Below are 23,221 nucleotides of genomic sequence, written 5' to 3' on the forward strand. Positions count from 1 at the left end.
ATTTTTTCGTCATTTTAAAATTTCTCCGATTCTCATTTTTCTCTCATTATACAAGAAATACCCTATAGAATAGACTTTTTTTAAGTGTCTATTCTATAGGGTACATTTTAGTAACTGACATCCTTTTTTATTTTGTCGTAAGCATTAAGATTGATTTTCACTTTGGAATACACTTGATGTCATATCATAAATGCAACTACTGTCCATAGTTGCGAACTTAAAAAAGCACCTCTTTTAAATACAACTATAACAAAATTCTATTCATTTTCTTTTCATCTATTTATTAAATTCAATTTGCATCATTTTATTTAACTGCGGAACAATATCGACCCCACCTATTGAGTTAAGACTGATAGCTAATGTATGTTTGCCTCCAATTACTCCCCCAGCAAAAGTTGCAAATCCAGGAATTCCTCCTCCATGCCCCCAAACTGAAACACCGTTTGGAAGTTTAGTCTCATAGATTCCAAGACCGTATGCGTCACCAACCCCTTTGCCTTCTATAGGAACTGTAGTAAGCATTTCTTTTAGCTCGCGTTCCTTCAGTAACTTACCACCAAATAAAGATGAAAAGAACTTATTTAAGTCATCCGCATTAGAAATCATATCTCCAGCTGCATTAGCTAAACTCGGATTATAATACGTAATATCTTTGAACTCGCCTGTCCCTTCCATTTTCACATATCCACGAGCATGATTCTTTCCTGGAATGACGGGTGAATTTCCTGGTAAAAACGTATTTGATAGATCCAAAGGTTCAATAATTCGCTTTTCGATTTCTTCCGCATAACTATTTCCAGTTATTTTTTCAATAAGCATTCCTAGTATTACGTATCCTGTGTTTGAATACAACCAATCTTTACCCGGCGAGAAATCTGGAGGCAGCGAAAGGCCTATTTTCACTATTTCTTCTGCTGTATACGTTTTTTTCGAATTCATTATGTCCGCGTCTTTTGACTTTAAGTATTCAGCGATACCACTCGTATGATTCAAAAGTTGTCGTATCGTAATTTGATTACCATCATACCCATTTCCTTGCACGAGACCTGGTAGCCACTTTTCAATTGGATCGTCAAGTTGTAAGCGATTTTCTCCTACTAATTGAAGCACAGTCGTCGCAGTAAACGTCTTCGTCACACTACCAATCCGAAAGCGATAATCCGAATTCACCGGTTTCTTTGTACTTAAGTCCGCCACGCCAGCAGTAAAACTACTAGTTTTTCCGTTGTTAGACGCCTTAGCTAATATTCCTACAGCACCAAGCTGTACTGTTTCCTGCATTACTTGTTTCCAGCCATTACGATTCTTTTGATCATGTACTTGTGACGAACTAGAAATATTTTGAGTTGACTCTGCAGTCACAGTAAAACCAGGTGTAAATAGAGCAGTACCCGCTAATAAAACTGCAAAACTTGCTAACTTAATTGAATTACATTTTTTCATAAGGCTTTCTCTCCTCCATTAATATCGGATTGATTCAAGCTATACTTTCATCTTATATGATAACTCTCTCTTTTTTCTTATCCATTCCTTACGAAATACTTACGTTTAAATTTAAATACGGTAAACTGCGGAAGAGTTATGCATGCAAATAAAAAGAGAACATGTTTTCATTTTTTATGTAAACATGTTCTCTTAAACATTTAAAATTCTATATCAACTTTTCATCCTATTCTTTACACAACTAATTTATATTCCTTTTTACCAGCCCGCACTAGCATTCATACCATTTCCAATAATAGAAAGTAATAGCGGCCATAATACTGGTCCTAGTGTAAGAAATACATTTAGAAGTATGAGCATTCTATATCCAACGGTGAAATTGTGATTTTTACGATTAACAAATACTAAACTGATTAATGATATTATAGTTGTTAAAAATAATACTAACATTAGCAACCAATACCACACCATTAAACTAAGACTCCACGGTGTTAATAGCTCATGTATGATACAAAATGAGATTCCTAATACAGCAAAACTAAAACTAGTCACCGATGTTTTTATAAGCCATTTATTTATTTTTTTATCGTATGTATTTTTACAATATAAATCTATTAAAGTATATAAAGATAAATATGCCATTAATACACCTATCCAAGACAATAACCAGTCTCCGTCTCCTTTGAATAATACGTACAGTAACCAACACATACCTACTGCTGAAAAAACAAAGGAAATAAGTATGCTTTTTAATACCGATTTCATTACATTTTCACACCCTTAAAAAATCAAAAATTAATTATAATTTATAAAAATTAAGTATAGGTTAACATGTAATGAAGTATAAGTAAATAAAGCTAATTTTGTTTACCTATTTGAAGACGGTTTCATATAAGAAAATAATTCATGTTAATCAAATTTCCGTATAAAAATAGAAAAGGTGGATATTTATGTATCCACCTTCCCGTCTCCCTCTACCCACTTCATTATTTCTTTCACATCTAAATCCGTATACGTCTTTTCACCATAACGAACAGACTCATATAACGAGATAATATCCCTTGTTATACAAATTCTTTTTAACCATTGTTGTATCGTTTCATAGGACCTTCTCTGTTCATGAAATGGTAATGTTCTTTCCCATTCAACTAACGTTTTTCTTATCTTATCTGTCGGTAACGGCTGTTCTAACTGATGAATGACTTTTTCATTCTTTATGCTTCTTACCGCAGTTTGCTTTGTGATCGATTCTTTCTCCTGTACTATTTCTGTTTTCGTCAATTTTTTCCTAATATACTTGTAGATGGCATATATAATTGATATTGTGATTATCACATAAAAAACTATAGTAATCCATACATTTGAAAGAACAGAAAGCACGTCATTCCATAGACTTTCTCTTTCGAAAGGTTGAAATTTTTTACCCGTTTTCGTTCTTATACCCGTATCTTTTACTTCTTCATATTCATCTTCATCTATTTTGGAATCATCAAAATTTTCACCTATACTAGTAAAGTCATAATTTCTTTCCGATATTGTCTTAGTCTTACTGAAAAAACGCTCTTTTACTATGTCTTGTACATACACAATACCTTGTGATAACGTTATCGCACTAATCGCAAAGAAAAGTATGATTAAAGTTCTCACACTCCATAACTTCACTTTCATATGTCGCTTTTTATTCACCATGACATAAGCCCCTTCTTATTCTTTCATTACAATCCATTTATTCGTTCTACTGTATTTCTTTGGTGAAGTACCAATAATTAAAGGAACCGCATCCAGTTCCTTTCGACGAAAGCCTGCTGTGTAAAAGTAAGAAGAAGATATAGGCGTATCTTGGTCTGATATCGAGGCAAGTATCCTTAATACATTTTGCAAATGTTTCCGATTATCCCCATTTTTTATATGTAGCAAACCGTTATCTTTTACACTATTGATCCATACTTCAAACGAACAGTTTTGCATAAGAAGTTGTTTGCATATACCTGCTGTTAATTCAATTAGTTCCTCTATATCATTTCGCAAAGAAACACCACTTTTATTTTGCAAGTTGAGATAAATCGCGTATTTATCACATTGTGTTCGCTCATACTTTTTCGCAATTATTGTCCCTGTTTTCGCTGTTGCACTCCAGTGGATGGAACGAAAATCTTCATTTTCATAAGACTTTACTCCCATTACTTTCGTTTCATCATATAAGGGTGAAGACATCGCTTTTCGAAATCCTCGTGACCATTCTTGTAATTCAGGAACTTGTATTTTCGGAACAGCTGGTAAAACTAAATAAGAGGGCGTATCAACTTGTTTATATGTTATATGGTTCGTTATAAATCCAAAGAGATCAGTAATAACAATTTCAACTTCTTCCCATTTCGCGATGCCTCTTTTTAACGCTACAGCTTGCAAATCAAATGAAACTGACTCCCTTCCTTTTAAATTAAAATTCATATAATAATTTGAACCTGTACTATGATTTTTGTTTATTTCATCATGATTCCAAGTTAGCTTATTTTCACATTTAAATCGAAATACGATATTAAGAATAGGAAATATCGACTTGTTTGAAATTTTCATTTTGCACATATTCGTTTCACCTATAAAAACATTCGAATTCCCTTGACTGTATTCCCATTCAACACGAGATACTTTACGTATATATACATGCATAGCACCTATTAAAATTACATATAAAAATACGAGAGATAAAAACAGTAGATTACTTGAAAATACACTTAAAATAACGGCTACAACTGACATAACCCCCATTACGAAAGGCTCCGCTAAAGGTGTATACACAAGCTGTTGATTCATCGTACATTCTCCACTGGCACACTAATCGTATGAAGAATTTCTTTCATAATTTGTTCTTTCGTCGTTTTCATCTCTCCCTCAATCGTTAACGTTAAACGATGAGCACAAACTGATGCAGCGAGCGTCTTAATATCATCTGGCGTACAGTAATCTCTTTCATTTAATATTGCCCGTGCTTGAATCGCTCTCATAAATGCCAACGTTCCCCGAGGGCTTACACCAATTTCAATTAACTCATGGTTACGAGTTGCTTCAATAATTTCAAGAAGATAATCTTGCACATCATTCCCTACTAACACTTCTCTTGCACGCTTTTGCATCGTAATAATTTCTTCACTTGAAATAATAGAGTGTAATGTTTCTAACGGATCATTCATTTGAAACCGATTCATCATTTCCTTTTCAGCTTCTCTCGTAGGATAACCTTGGCGAATCGTAAGTAAAAATCGGTCTAATTGAGCATCTGGTAAAGGAAATGTGCCCGCTGATTCGAGTGGATTTTGCGTTGCTATAACTAAAAAAGGTTCTGGTAATGAATGTGTCTGTTTCGCAATTGTAACAGTACGCTCTTCCATAACCTCAAGTAACGAAGATTGTGTTCTCGGTACAGCTCGATTAATTTCATCCACTAATACGATATTTGCAAAAATGGGTCCTAACCTCGTTTTAAAATCCGATTCCTTCACATCAAAATATTCAAGGCCAATAACATCTCCAGGCAAAGTATCCGCTGTAAATTGTATTCTTTGAAATTTGGCGTCCACACTTTTAGCCAAACTTTTCGCTAATGTTGTTTTTCCTGTCCCAGGTACATCCTCTAATAAAATGTGTCCTCTTGCTATTAGAGCAATGGCTGCTAGTTCTATCGATTCGTCTTTTCCTATAATAACCTTCGAAATATTATTAGTAATTTTCTTTAATGTACTCATATAGTATCTACCACCTTTTAATTATCTAAAAATTAAGAATATACTTTTTCCAAATTATAACATGTAATTCGAAGATGAAATAGAGTGAAAATGAATCTTTTATTTTTTCTTCATTGCACGCAAAAAAGCACCTATTGTCGTATATTGACAATGAGGTGCTTAACTCAATCCAACAGCCTTCTTTCCCTCTAATTTTTAGTAACAATACATCCTTTTTTCTGCCACGCATGCATTGTTTTCAATTAACTAGTAAAATGCATTCTAATATTACATATAATAAAAACCATTTCGATTTGTTCGTTATAGAACTTCCTCTACATCGACACTCTCAATCTTCACTTCATACATATTTGGGATGCTTGCTTCTTTTGGTACCCATGCATAATAATTTTGATCATTTTCTAATATAAATTGAACTAACTTTGTTTCTGAAACATTCCAGAAATTTTTAAGATTATCAATGTAGTCTTCTAAATCGTCTTTATAGTCCAGTTGTAATATATAATCTCTTACCGTCAGGGCAAACACAATTAAACTTCCTAATAGATTTTTTTGCTCATTTTCTTCTTCATACTCTTGTGGTAAGAACCACACTTGACCTATTCCTATCGTTTTTTTGTATTTTTCATAAAAACTACTATCATCCATATTCTCATAGTCATGAATCAATTCATTGACCAATGAATGCCATTTTGGCGGAATAATATTTTCCAATGCAGGATTATGTTCAATTCCTTCTACTATATCCTCGATTTCTTCTGTCTCATCTTCATAGTGATATTCACTTAGGTCTATATGCTTGAATTTCATTTCATTTTTATAATGTGCCAAATCATATGGATAATGATTATTATCTTTTAAACTTGTATCATCAAGTCCGAGTATCTTTACTATTGCAGCTGTCTCAAAGCTCCAATACCCTACATATCCAGGTTCTTTATGCGCATTTTTCCATTCATAATCATAATGGCCTTTAAACCATTCTTTCTCCATGTACGTTTGTAATCTTTTAGATGCTTCTTTTTTATCTGTTTGTGCAAGTTCTATAATCTCTCTCGTTTTTGCATATGGATTTTCTTTATAATATCTGTTCGTCATGTTTGTGTATCCAATATCACTAGCGCATAAGAGGAAATCAATTACTGCGTCATTCATATTTTTTGTATCAACTATCTTTTTTAATCTTTCTATATTCTTTTTATCCGTTTCTAACAAAATTCCTAAGGAAATCATCCAAATCAGACTTAAATATCCAATTTCCCTACTTCCTGTATTCTCTAAATCATAAATTGCATTATGAAAATCTTTTTCTATTACACTAACATCTTCCCCTAAAGAATACTTTGCCCTAATATCCTCCATCTCATATCTAAAATTGGCTAGATATGTCCCTTCTATAATACTCTTATTATCTTTAGAATATCTTTGAATTCCATTTTTAGTATCTTCTTCTAAACTTTTAATATCTTCTCTATTTTCCTCTATAAACTCTTTATGATATTCAATTCCTTCTCTACACTTTTCTTCTATACATAAATAATCTCTCATACCATTCAATTCCTCCTCGCTTCTAAATTATGGCCATTCTCCAACGATGTTACCCTTTGCATCTATCTTAAATGTTTTAACCTTTCCGCTACTATCGACTTTTGATAATACTCTTTCTACCTTATCTCTCTCCAACGCTTTTGTAATCTTATCTGCTAATTTGTTATCTCCATCAACAGCTTTCAATATTCTACTTTTTTCAGTATTCACACCTGTCAACCAACCATCTGACATTTGTGGTCCATCTTTAGTTTTTCCTAATTGTGAACTACCAAACTTTGCTTCATCAATAACATATTTAATATTTGAATTTGGATTTGCATTTTCATATAATCCATCAATCCCTTTTACTATTTTATCATTTATGCCTGATGGTGCACTTTTTCCGACTGGCTTTAAATCAAATCCAGCTTCTTTTAAACTTTGATTATTCAATAAATTGTCACTAGATTTTATTTCACCATAATTCCCTTTTTGCTTATTTGTAGCTGTTTTTGCATCAAAATTGTCTACATTTGTATTTTTGTTACTGCTAGGTTTACCGTTAGCCGCACCCTTAATAGGTACTTTAACACAAACTTAAAAATCCACAGTGTAAAAAATTTATCACTGTGGATTCTTACATTTATTTTTCTTGATAATGCACCATATCATAAGGGTAATATAAAGTATTTTTTAAACTTGAATCATCTAATTTTAAAATCTTTGCGATTGCTCCACTTTCAAAACTCCAATAACCAAAATATAATTTTTCCTGGTGTTTATGGCATTCATACCATCCCATATCATTATGCCCCACATACCATCGCTCTAACAAGTATTCTTTCATGAATTCACAAGATTTTGTATTATCATTACACATCATGACATTAATTAGACTTTTAAATGGCTTTTCAAATAACCAATTACTGTTTTGATAGTTCACTTCTTCATTTCTATAATGAATGATAAAATTATATAAAAAATCATTCACCTTATGCTTTTCTACTAATTTTGCAAGAATATCAAATGTATTTTTATCAATCTCCAGCATAATACCTATAGAAAGCATCCACAACATATCTTCATAAAGATTAATATCCCAAAATTCCTCCATTTTTCCGGCTATTAATTTATAGTCGTCTATCAAGGATTCTATTGGTTCCCCCATAGAATATTTGGCTATTAAAATTTGATATTCTAAATCATATACCTTCTTTCTCACATTTAAAATCCTATCTTCTCGCACTTCATTATTGCGTAATTTTGTTTCAAATTTATTTATTCTACCTTCTTCTTCAGAAATATACTCCAAAAAATATTCTTTGTCTTTAAGTGTATCCCTTAGCATTTCTAAACAACCCTTCTTATTTTTTTATAGTTCTTGCATCATCTAACTTTTTGGTTATAATAGAGCCGTCTTCTTTAATATTAACTAGTATCTTATCATATCCCTCTAACAAAATATCATCAGCAGCATCTTTTCCTACTGCTTTCTCTAGCCTAATCTTTCCCTCTACCCAAGTATCGCTCATCTGTCTTCCATCTTTAGTTTTACTTAGTTTAGCACCACCATATTTAGCTTCGCCGATTATATATTTCGGAGGTGGGCCCTGATTATAATAAACCCCGTCTATTCCTTTAACTATTTTATCATCTAAACTCGTTACTCTATCGTTACTAATTCTATCAAAACCTTTACTTTCGAAATGAACATCCATTTTCATTTCTCCATAATTACCTTTTTGTTTATTAGTTTTAAGTTTAACGTTACCATTTTCTACTTCGTTTATAATTTCTTTTTGCTTTATTTTAGCTTGTTGTACATTATTTATTGTCTTAGGTTTACTCAGGCTCTTACCAGCATTATTAGTCCCCTTAACTCCTCCACCAGAAGACTCGAATTTTTGAATAGTATCCTTAGCATTTTGAATCGATTTATCCCATACAAATCCACCATGCGCAAAAAGACTAGCCCCAGCAGCTGTTGCTGCTATATCTAATGGAATAACAATTGGTGATGCTAACCCACCAGTTCCTACTTCTGCGACGATAGTTAAGAAATTAGATCCACCTATGAGCGAAATAGCTTCAAACATTTCTACAATGGACCCGGCTATTGATATAACATTTCCAGCCAACCTTCCAGCTTGGTAAGTTGTCTTACTTTCTAATTTATCATTCTCATGTGGTTGTAGTCCAACAAAGTTTTCTAGTGCTGCATCACCAGCACCTTGAAAAAATTCGATAACTCCATGCAAAAATGATTGCGCATAAATGGCTGTTTTTTCATGCCATGATCTATTGTCTTCCTGTTCTTGTAAGTTCATTTCTTGTTTTTGCAAAGTAATTTCTTTCATCTCGTTTTTTCGAGCTGTTTCTTCTATAATCCCCTGAATCGAACTCACCCAATCCATATTCAATCCTTGTATACTAAACGTCCCACTCACAGGGCTAAATCCTTTCCCACTTTGCACTTCAGCGAGTCCGGCTGTGATGCTAGCTGCTAATTGGAGAGCGGTGCTGTAGTTGTTGCTGGATGAATGATTGAATTCATATAAATGCTCTAGTTTTTCTTCCAGTTTTTTTCTCATTGCACCTAATACCGTTACAATTGCACCTACTCCGGGCATTGGTGTAAGTACTTCTATTGCTTCTATACTTGTAATCGATTGATTAATTCCCCTTATTTGTTCTCTTATTTCTTGTTCAATCACATCTGTCGAAGCAACTTTCGCTTGGAACTCATTTGGAAATGCTTCGTTTTGGCGAATTAATTCTTCACATAAGCATATAATTCCTTGCGCTAATGGCCGAAATGTTTGGACAAGGTAGGATTTTGCACTACTGTATGTTTGTCCTTGTAATACTGTGTCTATCGCAAAGGCATCAATAGATTGAATGACTTGTTCCATACTTTGAATCGTAGCATTACATATAGCGTTCATACTTTGAGTTTGACTTTGTACTTCTCCCAAATACATGTTTAAACTCATGTATTGGCCTCCCTTTGTAGTTGCTGCTGTTCATAGGAAAGGTCGTTTTCTTTCTCACTGAGATGCCGTTTTTCTTTAAGCAACGTCTCTTTTTCATTTTCTAATTCGAATGTAAGTTTTCTTTCATACTGTCCGATTTCTTGCCGCATATTCGTAAAAAGGTGAAACACTTCTTTGTCGCCGTGCCAAGTTTCTAGTATTCGGTTAAATAAACGATTACTTCTATTTTTCCATTCATGAAAACTAGCCTCAGCTCGTTCTTGATTTTGCAGCGCGATTCGGTTTTCATTTTGTTCTTCAAATATAATTCGTAATTTTTGATTACATTGATTGATTCTCGTTTCAATTTCTTGACTCATCTTTTCCCCCTACCTTTTCCCCTTTACGTAGGTTGTTACATTATTGAAAAGTCTTTTGAAGTCCTGTATCCATTTTCTCAAATTCATTTGCTACGGAATGGATATTATCAATTGTTTGTTGAAAAGCAGTACAAAATTGTTTCGTGATCTGTAAATTTTGTTGATTTGCCTCTTGTGCTTGGAAGTTCACAGATAGTGTCGTACGCGTTGCCTTATTTATAGAGCGACTAGTAGCACTTTGCATTCTATCTGAAGCATTTCTCATTTTCGTTGCAAGTTGCGTTGCCGTATGCAAATTACTTTGAAATTCTCCCATTACTTACTCCCCTCTACCTTTTATTTACAAGAAAATTATACCACGGAAAAATATCCCAATAAACCGAATGTTCGAATTTAACATACAATTCAGCACTGTTACTGAGGATGCGAGCAACGCTTATCTATCAACATAACTGAGTCCAAAATGGATTCTACTTATACAAAAAAGATGACTTCAGCCATATGCTAAAGTCATCTTTTTCTACCTTATTATTTTACTAATTCTCCATTATAAGCTTTTATATTAAGCGGAGCAGTTAAAAATTGTGCTGCTTTACTAACGAAAGATGTGAAGTGTTCACTCGTATTATGGCTCGCAACTGCTGCTTCATCTTTCCATACTTCTACCATCGTATAAACACTTTCTTTTTCTGTATCTTTATATAAGTCATAAGATACATTTCCACTTTCTTCTCTTGAACCATGAATGAGTGGCTGAATTTCTTCTAAAAATGCTTGTTGTTTTGCTGGGTCTACTTGAAATATTGCGTGAATAATAATCATGGTGTTTCCCCTTTCATATTCCATATATTTCTATGACCTAATTAGATTACTTCCACTCAGCAACTTTGTCAATTGGAAGACGTACTGATTGGTAACCACTGTCAGCAGCTTTCCCGATTGAAATTAGCATTACTGGTACGTAGCGTTCTTTATCTAGTCCAAACGCTTCTGCGATTTGGTCTTTTTCAAATCCACCAATTGGACAAGTGTCATAACCGTGCGCACGAGCTGCTAGCATAAATTGCATCGCTACAAGACCACCGTCAATTAATACTGTATCTTTCATTACTTCTGGTGTAACCATAGAGAAGTAAGCTGAAAGTTTTTTCATTTGATCTTCTTTTACTTCTGCTGGCATAAGTCCACGCTCTACTGCTGTACCATAAATTTCTTCTGCGTTATCAAAGTTGTTTAAGTCACCAAATAAAGCGATCATTGCTGAAGATGTTTCTACTTGAGATTGATTGAATTTTGCAAGTGGCGCAAGTGTTGCTTTCGCTTCGTCACTTGCAATCACTACGAATCTCCATGGTTGCATGTTTACTGAAGATGGTGCAAGTGTTGCTTCTGTAAGAATTTCTGTCATTTCTTCTTTGCTAATTTTCACTGAAGGGTCGTACTTACGAATTGAACGACGTCCTGTTAAAATTTCGTTAAAATCATTTGTTTTTACTGAGTTAGTCATAGTTGTATTCTCCCTTTTTTATAATTCTTTTATATTTTCTTGAATGTGATTTAACATATTTAAAAGATTATCGCGTTCTTCCTCACTTAATCCTTTAAATGCAGATGCTGCAAAACGTTCTTTTTCCTCTTGAAATGCTTGAATTTTATTTCGTCCCTCTTCAGTAAGAGAAACTAACGTAATTCTGTTATCATCTGGATTTTTACGTCTTACAATCATTTCATTGGCCTCAAGCTGCTTTAAATGCCTTGTTATCGCAGCATTATCAATATTCACTTCTTGTTGAAGTGCTTTTTGACTAATTTCACCTACTTCATATAACTGAAGTATAAGCTCTAATCGAGACTGGCTCATACCCGTACACCCTTCAAATTTCGAACTTACTTCTTTATTTAGAAAGTGTAATTTATATAAAATAATCGCTTCTTTTGAGCATGAACTTGTCAAATTAACCCTCCTTTACAATCAAAATAAAAACATTTGATGTATCAATAGTTGATATGTCAATTAATATAATCTATATCGATTTAGAATGCAAGCATTTTGTTTTCATTTTATTTTTTCCAAATTAAGGCGCTTTGTAGCGTTACAAATAATGTTAATTGCACTATAATAATACTAATTTAAAGAACTGGAGAGTGATTGATAATGTGGCAATATACAAATAGAAATGAGGAATTGAAAAAGGAAAATGAAATGAGGATATTCACAAATGACAACAATAAATATAGGGATTGTCGCGCACGTAGACGCTGGCAAGACGAGTTTGACTGAGCGTATTCTTTATGAAACGAATGTGATTAAAGAAATTGGCCGAGTAGATAGTGGTAATACACAAACTGACTCAATGGAATTAGAAAGACAACGCGGAATTACGATTAAAGCATCTGTCGTTTCTTTCTTTATTGATGCTGTAAAAGTAAATGTCATTGATACACCTGGACACGCTGATTTTATCGCTGAAGTGGAGCGATCATTCCGCGTTCTAGACGGTGCGATTTTAGTTATCTCTGCCGTTGAAGGTGTGCAAGCACAAACAAAAATTTTAATGCGAACATTACAGAAACTAAACATACCGACTATTTTATTCGTTAATAAAATTGATCGTAGTGGCGCAAACAATGAAAAAGTTATGAAACAAATAAAAGAGGTTCTTTCAAATGAAGCATTCCCCTTCTATTCTGTTCTAAACGAAGGAACGAAAGAAGCCCGGATCATTGAATACAAATCATATGACGATTGTATGGAACTGTTAGCACCATTTAATGAATCGTTACTTGAATCATATGTAAATAACGAAATAATACCGGACGCACTATTAAGAGAAAAACTAGAACAGCAAATACAGCAAGCAAATGTGTATCCAATCTTTTTCGGTTCAGCAATGACAGGTATAGGAGTAACTGAACTACTTGAAAAACTACCGGCCCTAATGCCAGCTCTTACATCGGCACAAGAGGAACTATTATCCGGTATTGTTTTTAAAATTGAACGTGAACCTTCTGGAGAAAAGGTTGCGTATATAAGAGTTTTTTCAGGTAGCTTACATGTTAGAAAATATGTTAATATACAGCGCAGTAAGTCTCTATTCCATAAAGAAAAGATAAAAAAAATGTGCCTATTTCATAATGGAGATACCGTTCAAACTTCTACCGTTCCTAGCGGTGAGTTTTGTAAAGTGTGGGGGCTGAATGATATTAAAATTGGTGATATTATCGGTGAACGTACAGATTATATAAAAGATATTCACTTTGCCGAACCACAAATGGAAGCTGCCATTGATGCGGTACCTAAAGAGCAAATTCATAATTTATACGCTGTTCTTATGGAACTATGTGAAGAAGATCCGCTCATTAAAGTTTGGAAAGACGATGTTCATAATGAACTATATATTCGCCTTTTCGGTGAGGTACAAAAAGAAGTAATTGAAACAACACTTTATGAGAAATATAATTTGCAGGTTAATTTTTCAAATACGCGAGTTGTATGTATCGAGAAACCAATTGGCGTAGGCAATTCTGTTGAAGTAATGGGTGAAAAAGAGAATCCATTTTACGCAACAATCGGATTCAAAGTTGAACGTGGTGAACTTAATTGCGGTATAACATATAAATTAGGTGTTGAGCTCGGCTCACTACCTTTAGCATTTCATAAAGCGATTGAAGATACGGTATTTCAAACGTTAAAACAAGGATTATATGGGTGGGAAGTTACAGATATTATCGTCACGTTAACACATACTGGTTATGCTAGTCCTGTTACAACAGCGAGTGACTTTAGAAACTTAACACCGCTCGTTTTAATGGATGCTTTAAAACAAGCTGCAACAGATGTATATGAACCAGTTAATGCGTTTGAATTAACTGTACCGGAGCAAGCAATTAGTACCGCAATGTATAAGCTCGCTGCCGTTCCAGCAACTTTTGCAGAGCCTATATTCAATAACAATTCTTATCAGTTAACAGGATCATTACCTGTTGCGAAAACAGAGAGTTTCAAACGAATACTACATTCATTTACAGAAGGAGAAGGCATATTTACAACGAAGCCAGCTGGTTTCACAAAACTTATGGCTCCCTTCCCTACTCGAAAACGTGTTGATTATAATCCGCTGAATCGTAAGGATTATTTACTTCATGTTTTGAAGGCTTATTAAAGTAAAAGAGGTGCAATTCGCACCTCTTTTGCATGTATTAATAGGTTAGTTTGTCCTAACAACTTCTTTAAGTTTTCCTATTATTTTCGCTATAGCCTCAATTGAACTTTCTGTTTCATATTCTCCAACATTTACAGAATGATTTGCATTTTTGACAACTTCAATCTGTAAATTTGTTTTATGTAACTGATCAACTTGATCTGCATTGTATTGATGATCTTTATCCCCAATAACTAAAAACCCTTCGTGTCGACTATGTAAGATAGAATCAAAAATTGTATCAAACGTCAGTAAAGGTGTAAATAGTATCATTTTTGACTGCGCGAATTCTTCTCTCCTCATTAAATCATTTGCAATCGGAATTGTTCCGAGTGACTTCCCTAAAAACATAGTCTCGTTGTATTGCTCATCTTTTAATACTTCATTTATTACCGGATTAATATCATCCATCATTACTTTCGTTACTTCTTCCATTGGTTTATTCATTAATTGTCCATCATAAGAATAATGAATATGTACAACATCTATTTTATGTTCAAGCATTAACATCCTCGCGTAATAAAATAACGGCTTATCATAATTGTATCCTGAACCTGAAAACATAAAGCAAACGGTACTAGAACCTTTTTCGATATGTGTGTAATAAATTACTTTGTCATTTATATGTACCTCTTTTTTAGTTCCCTTCACCATTTTCCCCTCCGAATACATTTACTTTTGTAATACGATATGTTCTGTGTGAACTGATACATCCTTTACTTTCTCTTTTATAAATGCAGGCTGTAAGTTATATGTATGCAGTTCTTCTACTGGCACCCATCTAAACAAATACGTTCTACCCTCTTCTTCCAAAATATATTGATCCGCTCCACTCGCAGGTAACTCATGTAGCTCTACTTCATAATAAAAACTAATTTCATGAAACTTTCGCTCAGAAAGTGTAAAGAAATTTTCTACTGACCATATTAACCTTTTCCTTTTAATAGGAACACCTATCTCTTCCGCAAGCTCTCGTTTTAATGCATCTTCACTATTCTCTAGCATTTTTACTCTACCGCCGGGTACATACCAAAAATCTTCACCGTCACCTTGCAGAATGAGTATTTTATTATCATGTTTACAAATTGCTCCAACGCGGTAATTAAAACATGTTTCCTCAACTTTAAACGTAAGATCCATCCGTAACGCCCCCTTATATAAATATCGAATTATTACAAAACAATTATGTAATTACTGTACAAATAAGGTTACTAAATTTATCCACTCCATTCAATGATTTTTGAATTTTCTAAACTATTATTTTTCATCATTACAAGTGTATATACATATGTTACAATCATATTGCACACTAGAAAACATTATGGGGGTACGGATGGAAACGTTATTAATCCAGCAAACTGAGAAATCAAATAAGTTTTGGAAAATCGTTGTGAAAGAAAAAGACTATGTTGTGTTTTACGGAAAAATTGGCACAGCTGGCAGTGTGAAAGCGAAAGAGTTTGAAACAGAAGAAGAATGTATGAAAGAAGCTAATAAACTAGTTGCTTCCAAACGTAAAAAAGGATATACAGACCCGTTGCCTGGGGAAGATTACATAAAAGAAAAAACGATAACCGAAGAAGAATTTTGGGAGCTACTTCATCGTGCAAAAACGAAAGGTGAGGACCAAGAAGAACAAATAGAATGGCTTACTTCTCACCTTGCTAAACGTACAGTACATGAAATTGTAGCTTTTGATACGCATATGCATCGCCTTTTGAAAGACTCCTATACCTCCCGTTTATGGGCAGCAGCCTATATTATTATGGGTGGCTGTTCAGATGATACTTTCGATTACTTCCGCGGATGGTTATTATATCAAGGAAAAGAGACATACGAAGCTTGTATTGAAGATCCAGAACGATTAATTCCTGTATTAGAAAATTTGAGTGAGTATGACGTCCCAGAGATTGAAGAACTTACTCTATATTTCGGGCAAGAAGTTTACATGGAGAAGACTGGGGATGAAGATGATACATACTTTACACTATACCATGTCTTAACAAATGAAGAGTTTGAGGAAGTTGATATCGAGTTAGATTGGGATGAAGACGATGAAGAAGGTTTAAAAAAGATGTTTCCTAGGCTATGGGAGATGTATGGGGAAGAACCGATTGAGTGGTAGATTAATTATTCGTGAAAAAGTGCCTTGTTTCTTTAGTAACAAGGCACTTTTTTTGATACTATATTTAAATTATCATCTTTCCACTCTCCCACCACTCCATAAAAGTCTTTAAAGAAGGAGCAACCCACGTTCTACTATCATTTTCATGGTTCCATACATATATGTCATCTCTTTGTACTTTTCCATTCAAAATGGAATAGCCAAACAAATCACCATTTCCCCCATCAGCAAAAAATAATAAACAGTCAAAAGGCATGTATAAATCCTTAAAATCAACTATATTTCTCATACTCATATTTTCAGTTTTAATTTTTGAAGCAGACCATATAAAGTCACCGTATTCACCTTCTATACCGTTTGTTTCCTGTAATAATTGATATAAATCATTCGGTAACTCCACATGTAAACATTTTTGTATATCAGTAAGTTCATCCTTCGTAGCTGGGTTTTTCAAGCTTAAATTTGATGAGATACTGTGAATGGTGTCTTTCCACATCACCTTTTCCTCCTTATGTGCAATCAAGCATATTCAAAGAACTCCGCTAAATTTATTGATACCATCTTTCTAACAATTCCTTCTCCCTCTCGCCTGAAATACCTGCTTTTAATTCCCATTCTTCCGTACTCTCCATCCACTCATACACATCTGTAACTGTCTCTTCTATCCTTCTAAAAGTAAGCCCTTCATTAACCGCACTTTCGATACAAATAGAAAACCCGCCTCTCCACGGCTTCGTCTCACCATCTAATGGGAAAGTTTCTGGAATCCACAAAGGCATTTCTGTCCAAGGCTGCACATTATGTTCACTCATAAACGCTTCGTCTACCCAAACAAATTCAGCATCGCTATTCGTAACCTTTTTACACGTATTTAATAGCTCTTCCATCGTCAATTCATCATTCGGACCTGTTATATTAAATGTTCCTGCTTTATGATGTTCTGCCATATTTAGCCCCCATCTCGCGACATCTTTTATATCAACTAATTGCACGGGACGAATTTTTCTTCCTGGTACTAATACTTTCCCACCCTTTGCTACACGCTGAATCCAGTATGGAAGTCGATCTGTATAATCAAACATTCCTGAAAGAAGACCTGCTCTTACATGTAACACACGCCCCGGCCAATACTTCTCTGTTTCTTTTTCACATAATACTTTCAGTGCACCATAATACTCATAAGGTGAAACTTCACCATTCTCTATAGCCTTTATTTGATCATCCGTCGGTTCGGGCTGTAATATATAATCTTCTTTTATGTCATGCGGAATCCAATCTTTATATACGGAAAGGCTTGAGATGAATACATAGTGTTCAATATTATCTTTGAGCACTTCTCCAACATTCCTAATATGATGTGGAGAAAATCCACACGTGTCTATGACAACATCCCACTTTCGATTTTTTAAACTTGATACATCGTTATTTCTATCACCGATTAACTGCTCCAATTCAGGAAAAACTTCTTTGTTTGTTCCGCGGTTAAATAACGTAACTTCATGCCCTCTCTGTAAAGCCTCATCTACAAATGCTCTTCCTAAAAATCGTGTACCGCCTAGAATTAATATCTTCATAGTTCTCCCCCATTCGTGATTAATAACCCTTCCTAATGTTTAACGATTTTTTATTGAGGAAAGTTACGGGGAGCGTTTAAATTTTTCTACAAGCTCACCATTACTCTGTTAAAAGTATATACTCTTTGATTAATCTCCATCTATCATTTGCTTCTGGCACAACTTCAGAAGCCATCACCACCACCAATTCCTTCTCTGGAATACAACAAATCATATTCCCCCCATCACCCATAGCACAGTATGAAAAGATTCCATCTTCTTCTCGTAACCACCATAAGTAACCATATTGATTTGGGTTCATTTCTGTCGATTCTTTTATCCATGATTTTGATAGTATTTGTTTTCCATTATGAATACCTTCATTCAAATACATCTGTGCAAACTTCGCCATATCTCTAACCGTTAACGTTAGTCCCCAGCCACCCGTCGAAATACCATTTGGATCGTGAACCCATCCTTTCACATCTTTTCCGAATAAGTCATCAAATCCAAATGCTTTCATATTGTAGTTTGGAATTTCTCTCATGCCGAGTGGCTGAAATAAGTATTCATTCGCAAATTCACGCGCATTTTTTCCTGTTGCGTTCGTTATGATCGCTGATAGTATATGAGCTCCTGCAGATGAATATTTAAAAGCCCCAATTTCTCCGCCTTGTCCTATCCTATTTAACGTATACTGTACCCAATCTCGTTGCATACATAGTTCTTCTAACGGCTCCTGCCAGTCTACGAAAGGATGTGGAGCTGTCATTGTCAACAGATGTCGTACTGTTATTTCAGATGAATTAACGTTATACTCCGGGAAAAATTCTATTACTCTTTGATCAACGCTTTTTATATAGCCCTTATCTATACATATCCCAATTAGCGCAGAGATTATCGTTTTTGTGACTGACGCTATGTGAAATGCATCATCTGGACCGTAACCGTTATAATATTTTCCAAAAATAACATTACCTTTCTGCACTACTAACATACCATTCATATTTTCATATTCTTCTTTTATAATCTGATCTAACTTTTCAGCAATTTTCATTATTCCTTCCCCTTTAACCTATAATTAAAAAGGTTCGATAGGTACATATATATCAACTATATGTTTATGCTTTGGATGCTGCTTTGGGTCATTTCTATATACTTCAAAAGGATACGAATCTCTCGGTTTATATCCGCTATTTGGAAGCCACTCACCGTATATAAAGTCCCATGCTCCTTTATATTCATCTTGGCATATTTCAAAATGTCCTACTGCATACTTTCCAGAAGGTATTACCATTATTCCAACGTCGTTCGTTTCTACTGTGGATTCATCTGAAATTGTTACACATAAACTTGTTCTTAAATGATAGTCCTCAGTAAATTCATGATGATCGTGGTAAATGGTTAATACTTTCGTATCCTCAAATACATGATAGTTTTGCTTAGCTGCGTAATGAAATAATTTCTCTATCATTTTCGGAAAAGCTATAGTTAACTCTTCATATGTACCGATATGTCTTATGTATGCGACGTTTATATTGTCTGCTGTTACAATTTCAATATTTCCTCGAACCTTCTTACATTCATTGTATTGAGGAATTCCCCTTACGTCTTTGCAATTCTTGCTATTGTCGTTTCGATATTGAGATGGACTTACGCCGTAATAATTTTTAAATGTTCGGGAGAAAACTGCTGAATCTGTGAATCCGAAGTGATACGCAATATCTGTAATCGTCATATCTGTCCGATATGTAAGTAGATGTGTTGCCCTTTCTAACTTCAATCGGTTTACATACCGTGATAATGACTCGTTTACTATCCCCTTAAAAATCCGATGAAAATGAAACTTTGAAAATCCTGCTACATCCGCTAACTCTTCAATTGAAAGTGAATCATTTATGTTTGATTCTATATAATCTTGCACTTTATAAATGCGTCGTAAGTATTCATTTCTACTTTGTTTACTCTCCATACTTTTAGCTCCTCACAACAAAAAGAACCATCCTAGAATACTTTTAGGACGGCTTTCTATTCGTAATAGATTCTTCCATATTTTATTGTTAAATCGATATAATTTCACTATATTTTTTAAGCTGATGGTAATGTGGCGTTATCCTAATTTAATTTAAAGAAATAACTATTTTTTTATAGCCCTACGCAAGTTAATAATATTATTGGGATTTAGCTCCCATTGTCTCATAAGTTCTCTTTGTCTTGTTTTTAAGTCTTCAAATGGTTCTTCCACCATGTCGATTTTATTAAATTTCCCTTCGAAAACTAAAGCATTTTTTATCTTTTTATATCCACCAAAACCTAAGTCATCATTTAGTAACCAGACTACTCTCTGTATTTTTGCAAATAAAATACCACCTGTACACATTGGGCACGGTTCCAACGTGCTATAAATAGTAAACCTCTCATTTTTTATTTTTGCATCAAACATTGCTTCCCCTGCATTGCGAATAGCGTCTAACTCTGCGTGAGCTGTTATGTCTTTTTCTGGATGCACTCTATTCCTTCCTCTTGCAATGACATTATTATTTCCATCAACAATAACTGCTCCTACTGGATATGTGTTTTCTTTTAATGCCTTTTCTGCTTCTTCCAATGCCATCTGTAAAAAATATCTATCCCTCTCAAAATTCATATAGATCCCTCTTTTTTAGATGAAATTATGTTATGGAAATTCCTTTCGACTATCATACTAGCTTCTATCAAGCTAACAAAGTCAGCTATTCTTTATGCAACGGATAACATTTTCATATACATTTAACTCAGTGGGTTTTGGTAAAGCTTATTTTTCTACACATTTTTCAAAAATAAAACTCTACTACCGCCATTCCCATCATAATTTGTATGTACCGATACACCCTCTATCTCATCATCCCCAGCCTCAATTTGAAAGCCAATCTCCCTATGAAACTGTATCGATTTTTTATTAACCGGTGACGTGATTGCTTTTATAACTTTACGATTGTTTGCACGAGCTACATCGAAGAAATAAGAATACAATGTCGATGCGATTCCTCTTCTTCTATACTTCGGATTTACTCCAATAAAATGAACGTACGCTTCCTCTTTATGCGTTTGCGAAAAGAATCCGCATAAGAAACCTAACGTTTCGCCATCTTCTTCAATGATAAAACTCGTTTCTTGAAAGTGAACGAAAAACAATTTTGGCAACATGGCAGCCATGTCTCTCCCGCCCCACCAATCATTTAAAACAGAATAAATCTTTACATAATCTTCCCCTTGGATGTTTCTTACTCGCATATGTTTCTCCCTCTCACTCACTTCATTTTTTCATAAATTTTAATGACTGTTTCTACTAAAAGGATGAATACCCATATCCCGCAAAATACAAGAACAGACTGGAATAAAGAACCTAGCATAACAATACTTATTAAACCTAATTCCGATCCCGAAATAGATATTTCATCAAACCCAAGATTATGTATAAATGGACCAGTTGAAAAAGCCATTAAAATTGATGCTATTAAATAAATCACACTCATTATTTTTAATATTTTTATAGAAAGATATGAAGTTTGTTTTTCTTCCACTTGTGATAATTCGATTTCCCCACTCGCAATTCCTTTTTGCAAACAGTCTTCACATAGAAATTCTTCCTTAATTTTTTTGCCACCGTGCAATGTACCTGTTATTTCTTTACAGCGCGAACACTTTCGATTTATCATTTTGTTATCACTCCAATCTCGTAAGATTATACTTATACAATTCTATTTTTACCTTATTATTCCTTTTGTGTATTTTATAGAGAGGTGACGTGTTTTATGATATCTAAACTTATTTTTGGTTATAAAAAGCCTACTGAGCAATATGTATTACGACCTAGTTGTTATGCAATTATTTTTAACTCAACTTCTTCAAACATTGCTATTATCCAAAAAGGAGACCGTTATTTTTTACCTGGTGGCGGTATGGAAGGTACCGAAACAAAAGATGAATGCTTACATCGTGAACTACTAGAGGAATTAGGATGGGCAATTGAAACTAATCAATATATCGGTAATGCAATGCGATATTTTTATGCGGAAAAAGAAGATACATATTATTTAAACGATGGATTTTTTTATATTGCGAACATGGTGCAGACACAAACTGAAAACTGTGAGGAAGATCATGTTTTGCGGTGGATGTCTCCTTTACTTGCTGTAGAGCTTCTCATTCATGATCATCAAAAATGGGCTGTTGAACAAGCGCTTTTATTACAAAAACCAAAAGGATCTCCTTCTATATGAAAGAGATCCTTTTTATTGTTAACTTACTTTTTTCAAATTGAGAGCTGGCTTTTGAATTCCACCCTTTTTTACAACATATAAGCCGATAAAGATTATAAGTCCGCCAACGAGTTGCATCATGTTGATTTGCTCTCCGATAGTTACTGCCGCGAAGATAACTGCGAACAATGGTACAAGATACATATAAACCATTACTTTCGTTGAGCCTATTTTACTAATACCGACATACCACATTGCAAGTCCGAAGATTGTCGCGAAGACGATTGAATATGCTAGAGACCCCCAGCTTGGCATGTCTACTGGCCACGTTAATGTATTTACGTTGAATAAACAATATACAACGAGAGGTACAATTCCAATTAAAGTTGACCAAGATGTGACTCTCATTGCGGAATATTTTGTTATAAGAGGTTGCGCTAATATTGGGTACCATCCCCACGCAATCGCTGCGACTAATCCAATTATGTTTCCGAGCCACGCATATTCGTAAGTAGCTCCTCCTGTATGCCCTGTTAATAAAACGAATGCTGCACCAACAAAGGCCACTATTGAACCAATTTGTACTTTCATCGAAAAACGTTCTTGTTTGTGCAATACTGCTAATATCCCTGTAAAAATAGGTGACATTGCAATTAATAATGAGGCGTTTGTTGCTGAAGTATATTTCACAGATAGCATAAACATCGTTTGATACATTGTTGTACCAACGATACCAACTGCTACTAATCGTAACCAATCTTTTCTTTCAATACGTAATGAGCGTTCCATCATAAAAGTGATAAGTAATAATACCGGTGATGCTACTAAAAATCGTAAACTATTAAATTGAATGGATGACATAAATGCCACTCCATACTTTCCTATTGTATAATTTGCTCCCCATACTAATGCAACTGATACTAGGAGCCATTCCATTTGCCATCGTTTCATCCGAATCTCCCCTTCCCTATTTAGCATAGTAAAATTGGCTGGATATAACACCGTCCAATTGGCTGTTTTTTTACCCAGCCA

At 34.3% G+C, this 23,221-nt stretch carries 26 protein-coding genes and 1 pseudogene; 3 read left to right on the forward strand and 24 right to left on the reverse strand.

Features of this window, described 5'->3' with window-relative positions; genetic code table 11:
* Positions 1-276: 276 nt before the first annotated feature.
* The 14 genes and pseudogenes from MR112_RS17425 to MR112_RS17490 all read right to left on the reverse strand — a co-directional run bounded on the left by MR112_RS17425 (position 277) and on the right by MR112_RS17490 (position 12,022).
* On the reverse strand, positions 277-1,443 hold the full coding sequence (locus MR112_RS17425) for a serine hydrolase domain-containing protein (RefSeq protein ID WP_242245155.1): 1,167 nt from the start codon (positions 1,441-1,443) through the stop codon (positions 277-279).
* A gap of 258 nt (positions 1,444-1,701) precedes the next feature.
* A complete protein-coding gene (locus MR112_RS17430) occupies positions 1,702-2,208 on the reverse strand; it encodes a DUF3902 family protein (RefSeq protein WP_000843839.1) in 507 nt (168 codons plus the stop codon).
* Between the two features lie 183 nt (positions 2,209-2,391).
* Complete coding sequence (locus MR112_RS17435) at positions 2,392-3,132, reverse strand: signal peptidase II (RefSeq protein WP_242245156.1); 741 nt, start codon at positions 3,130-3,132, stop codon at positions 2,392-2,394.
* A 15-nt stretch (positions 3,133-3,147) separates the two neighbouring features.
* Positions 3,148-4,257 (reverse strand): DUF58 domain-containing protein, encoded by a 1,110-nt coding sequence (locus MR112_RS17440; protein ID WP_001075940.1) that lies wholly within the window; start codon positions 4,255-4,257, stop codon positions 3,148-3,150.
* Positions 4,254-5,186 (reverse strand): AAA family ATPase, encoded by a 933-nt coding sequence (locus tag MR112_RS17445; protein ID WP_000105661.1) that lies wholly within the window; start codon positions 5,184-5,186, stop codon positions 4,254-4,256. The genes MR112_RS17440 and MR112_RS17445 overlap by 4 nt, the downstream gene beginning before the upstream one ends.
* 300 nt (positions 5,187-5,486) lie before the next feature.
* Positions 5,487-6,734, reverse strand: coding sequence for a PoNi-like cognate immunity protein (locus MR112_RS17450; RefSeq protein ID WP_242245157.1), 1,248 nt, complete (start codon positions 6,732-6,734; stop codon positions 5,487-5,489).
* Positions 6,735-6,761: 27 nt separating this feature from the next.
* Positions 6,762-7,292: pseudogene (locus MR112_RS17455) on the reverse strand (cytoplasmic protein); the annotation flags it as partial.
* A 67-nt stretch (positions 7,293-7,359) separates the two neighbouring features.
* Positions 7,360-8,064 carry a PoNe immunity protein domain-containing protein gene (locus MR112_RS17460; protein ID WP_063245377.1) on the reverse strand — a complete coding sequence of 235 codons (705 nt, stop codon included), beginning with the start codon at positions 8,062-8,064 and terminating at the stop codon, positions 7,360-7,362.
* A gap of 16 nt (positions 8,065-8,080) precedes the next feature.
* On the reverse strand, positions 8,081-9,709 hold the full coding sequence (locus MR112_RS17465; protein ID WP_242245158.1) for a T7SS effector LXG polymorphic toxin: 1,629 nt from the start codon (positions 9,707-9,709) through the stop codon (positions 8,081-8,083).
* A complete protein-coding gene (locus tag MR112_RS17470) occupies positions 9,706-10,068 on the reverse strand; it encodes a DUF3958 family protein (protein WP_242245159.1) in 363 nt (120 codons plus the stop codon). Before MR112_RS17470 ends, MR112_RS17465 begins: the two co-directional genes overlap by 4 nt.
* A gap of 40 nt (positions 10,069-10,108) precedes the next feature.
* Positions 10,109-10,384, reverse strand: a complete 276-nt coding sequence (locus MR112_RS17475; RefSeq protein WP_000503641.1) for a TIGR04197 family type VII secretion effector — start codon at positions 10,382-10,384, stop codon at positions 10,109-10,111.
* 212 nt (positions 10,385-10,596) lie between these two features.
* A complete protein-coding gene (locus MR112_RS17480; RefSeq protein WP_000583805.1) occupies positions 10,597-10,890 on the reverse strand; it encodes a putative quinol monooxygenase in 294 nt (97 codons plus the stop codon).
* A gap of 46 nt (positions 10,891-10,936) precedes the next feature.
* On the reverse strand, positions 10,937-11,575 hold the full coding sequence (locus tag MR112_RS17485; protein ID WP_000185382.1) for a nitroreductase family protein: 639 nt from the start codon (positions 11,573-11,575) through the stop codon (positions 10,937-10,939).
* Between the two features lie 18 nt (positions 11,576-11,593).
* Positions 11,594-12,022 (reverse strand): MarR family winged helix-turn-helix transcriptional regulator, encoded by a 429-nt coding sequence (locus tag MR112_RS17490; RefSeq protein WP_000204172.1) that lies wholly within the window; start codon positions 12,020-12,022, stop codon positions 11,594-11,596.
* A 265-nt stretch (positions 12,023-12,287) separates the two neighbouring features.
* Between MR112_RS17490 and MR112_RS17495 the strand changes: the two genes are divergently transcribed.
* Positions 12,288-14,231 (forward strand): GTP-binding protein, encoded by a 1,944-nt coding sequence (locus tag MR112_RS17495; RefSeq protein ID WP_242245160.1) that lies wholly within the window; start codon positions 12,288-12,290, stop codon positions 14,229-14,231.
* A gap of 45 nt (positions 14,232-14,276) precedes the next feature.
* Here MR112_RS17495 and MR112_RS17500 read toward each other — a convergent pair whose 3' ends face one another.
* The gene (locus MR112_RS17500) at positions 14,277-14,942 is read right to left on the reverse strand and encodes an alpha/beta hydrolase (RefSeq protein WP_242245161.1); all 666 of its coding nucleotides are present in this window, start codon (positions 14,940-14,942) and stop codon (positions 14,277-14,279) included.
* Positions 14,943-15,410: an NUDIX hydrolase gene (locus MR112_RS17505; RefSeq protein WP_000366230.1), complete on the reverse strand. Its 468-nt coding sequence runs from the start codon at positions 15,408-15,410 to the stop codon at positions 14,943-14,945.
* Positions 15,411-15,603: 193 nt separating this feature from the next.
* Here MR112_RS17505 and MR112_RS17510 point away from each other — a divergent pair, with 193 nt between their 5' ends.
* Positions 15,604-16,395 (forward strand): DUF4240 domain-containing protein, encoded by a 792-nt coding sequence (locus MR112_RS17510; protein ID WP_242245162.1) that lies wholly within the window; start codon positions 15,604-15,606, stop codon positions 16,393-16,395.
* A 64-nt stretch (positions 16,396-16,459) separates the two neighbouring features.
* Here the strand turns inward: MR112_RS17510 and MR112_RS17515 are convergent, their stop codons facing one another.
* From MR112_RS17515 to MR112_RS17545, 7 genes are all read right to left on the reverse strand, one after another.
* On the reverse strand, positions 16,460-16,891 hold the full coding sequence (locus tag MR112_RS17515) for an SMI1/KNR4 family protein (protein ID WP_000265342.1): 432 nt from the start codon (positions 16,889-16,891) through the stop codon (positions 16,460-16,462).
* A gap of 52 nt (positions 16,892-16,943) precedes the next feature.
* On the reverse strand, positions 16,944-17,969 hold the full coding sequence (locus tag MR112_RS17520; RefSeq protein WP_000697698.1) for an SDR family oxidoreductase: 1,026 nt from the start codon (positions 17,967-17,969) through the stop codon (positions 16,944-16,946).
* 100 nt (positions 17,970-18,069) lie between these two features.
* Positions 18,070-19,005 carry a serine hydrolase domain-containing protein gene (locus MR112_RS17525; protein ID WP_242245163.1) on the reverse strand — a complete coding sequence of 312 codons (936 nt, stop codon included), beginning with the start codon at positions 19,003-19,005 and terminating at the stop codon, positions 18,070-18,072.
* Between the two features lie 24 nt (positions 19,006-19,029).
* The gene (locus MR112_RS17530; RefSeq protein WP_242245164.1) at positions 19,030-19,920 is read right to left on the reverse strand and encodes an AraC family transcriptional regulator; all 891 of its coding nucleotides are present in this window, start codon (positions 19,918-19,920) and stop codon (positions 19,030-19,032) included.
* 165 nt (positions 19,921-20,085) lie between these two features.
* Positions 20,086-20,595 (reverse strand): nucleoside deaminase, encoded by a 510-nt coding sequence (locus MR112_RS17535; protein WP_001008618.1) that lies wholly within the window; start codon positions 20,593-20,595, stop codon positions 20,086-20,088.
* Between the two features lie 155 nt (positions 20,596-20,750).
* A complete protein-coding gene (locus tag MR112_RS17540) occupies positions 20,751-21,221 on the reverse strand; it encodes a GNAT family N-acetyltransferase (protein WP_242245165.1) in 471 nt (156 codons plus the stop codon).
* A 17-nt stretch (positions 21,222-21,238) separates the two neighbouring features.
* On the reverse strand, positions 21,239-21,646 hold the full coding sequence (locus MR112_RS17545; RefSeq protein WP_242245166.1) for a DUF3980 domain-containing protein: 408 nt from the start codon (positions 21,644-21,646) through the stop codon (positions 21,239-21,241).
* A gap of 96 nt (positions 21,647-21,742) precedes the next feature.
* On the opposite strand from MR112_RS17545, the gene MR112_RS17550 reads away from it, so the two are divergent.
* Complete coding sequence (locus tag MR112_RS17550; protein ID WP_071740771.1) at positions 21,743-22,210, forward strand: NUDIX hydrolase; 468 nt, start codon at positions 21,743-21,745, stop codon at positions 22,208-22,210.
* 18 nt (positions 22,211-22,228) lie between these two features.
* Here MR112_RS17550 and MR112_RS17555 read toward each other — a convergent pair whose 3' ends face one another.
* Positions 22,229-23,140 (reverse strand): DMT family transporter, encoded by a 912-nt coding sequence (locus MR112_RS17555; RefSeq protein WP_053564117.1) that lies wholly within the window; start codon positions 23,138-23,140, stop codon positions 22,229-22,231.
* Positions 23,141-23,221 lie beyond the last annotated feature (81 nt).

The sequence above is a fragment of the Bacillus cereus group sp. BfR-BA-01330 genome (genome assembly GCF_022663885.1).
Taxonomy (GTDB): Bacteria; Bacillota; Bacilli; order Bacillales; family Bacillaceae_G; genus Bacillus_A; species Bacillus_A cereus.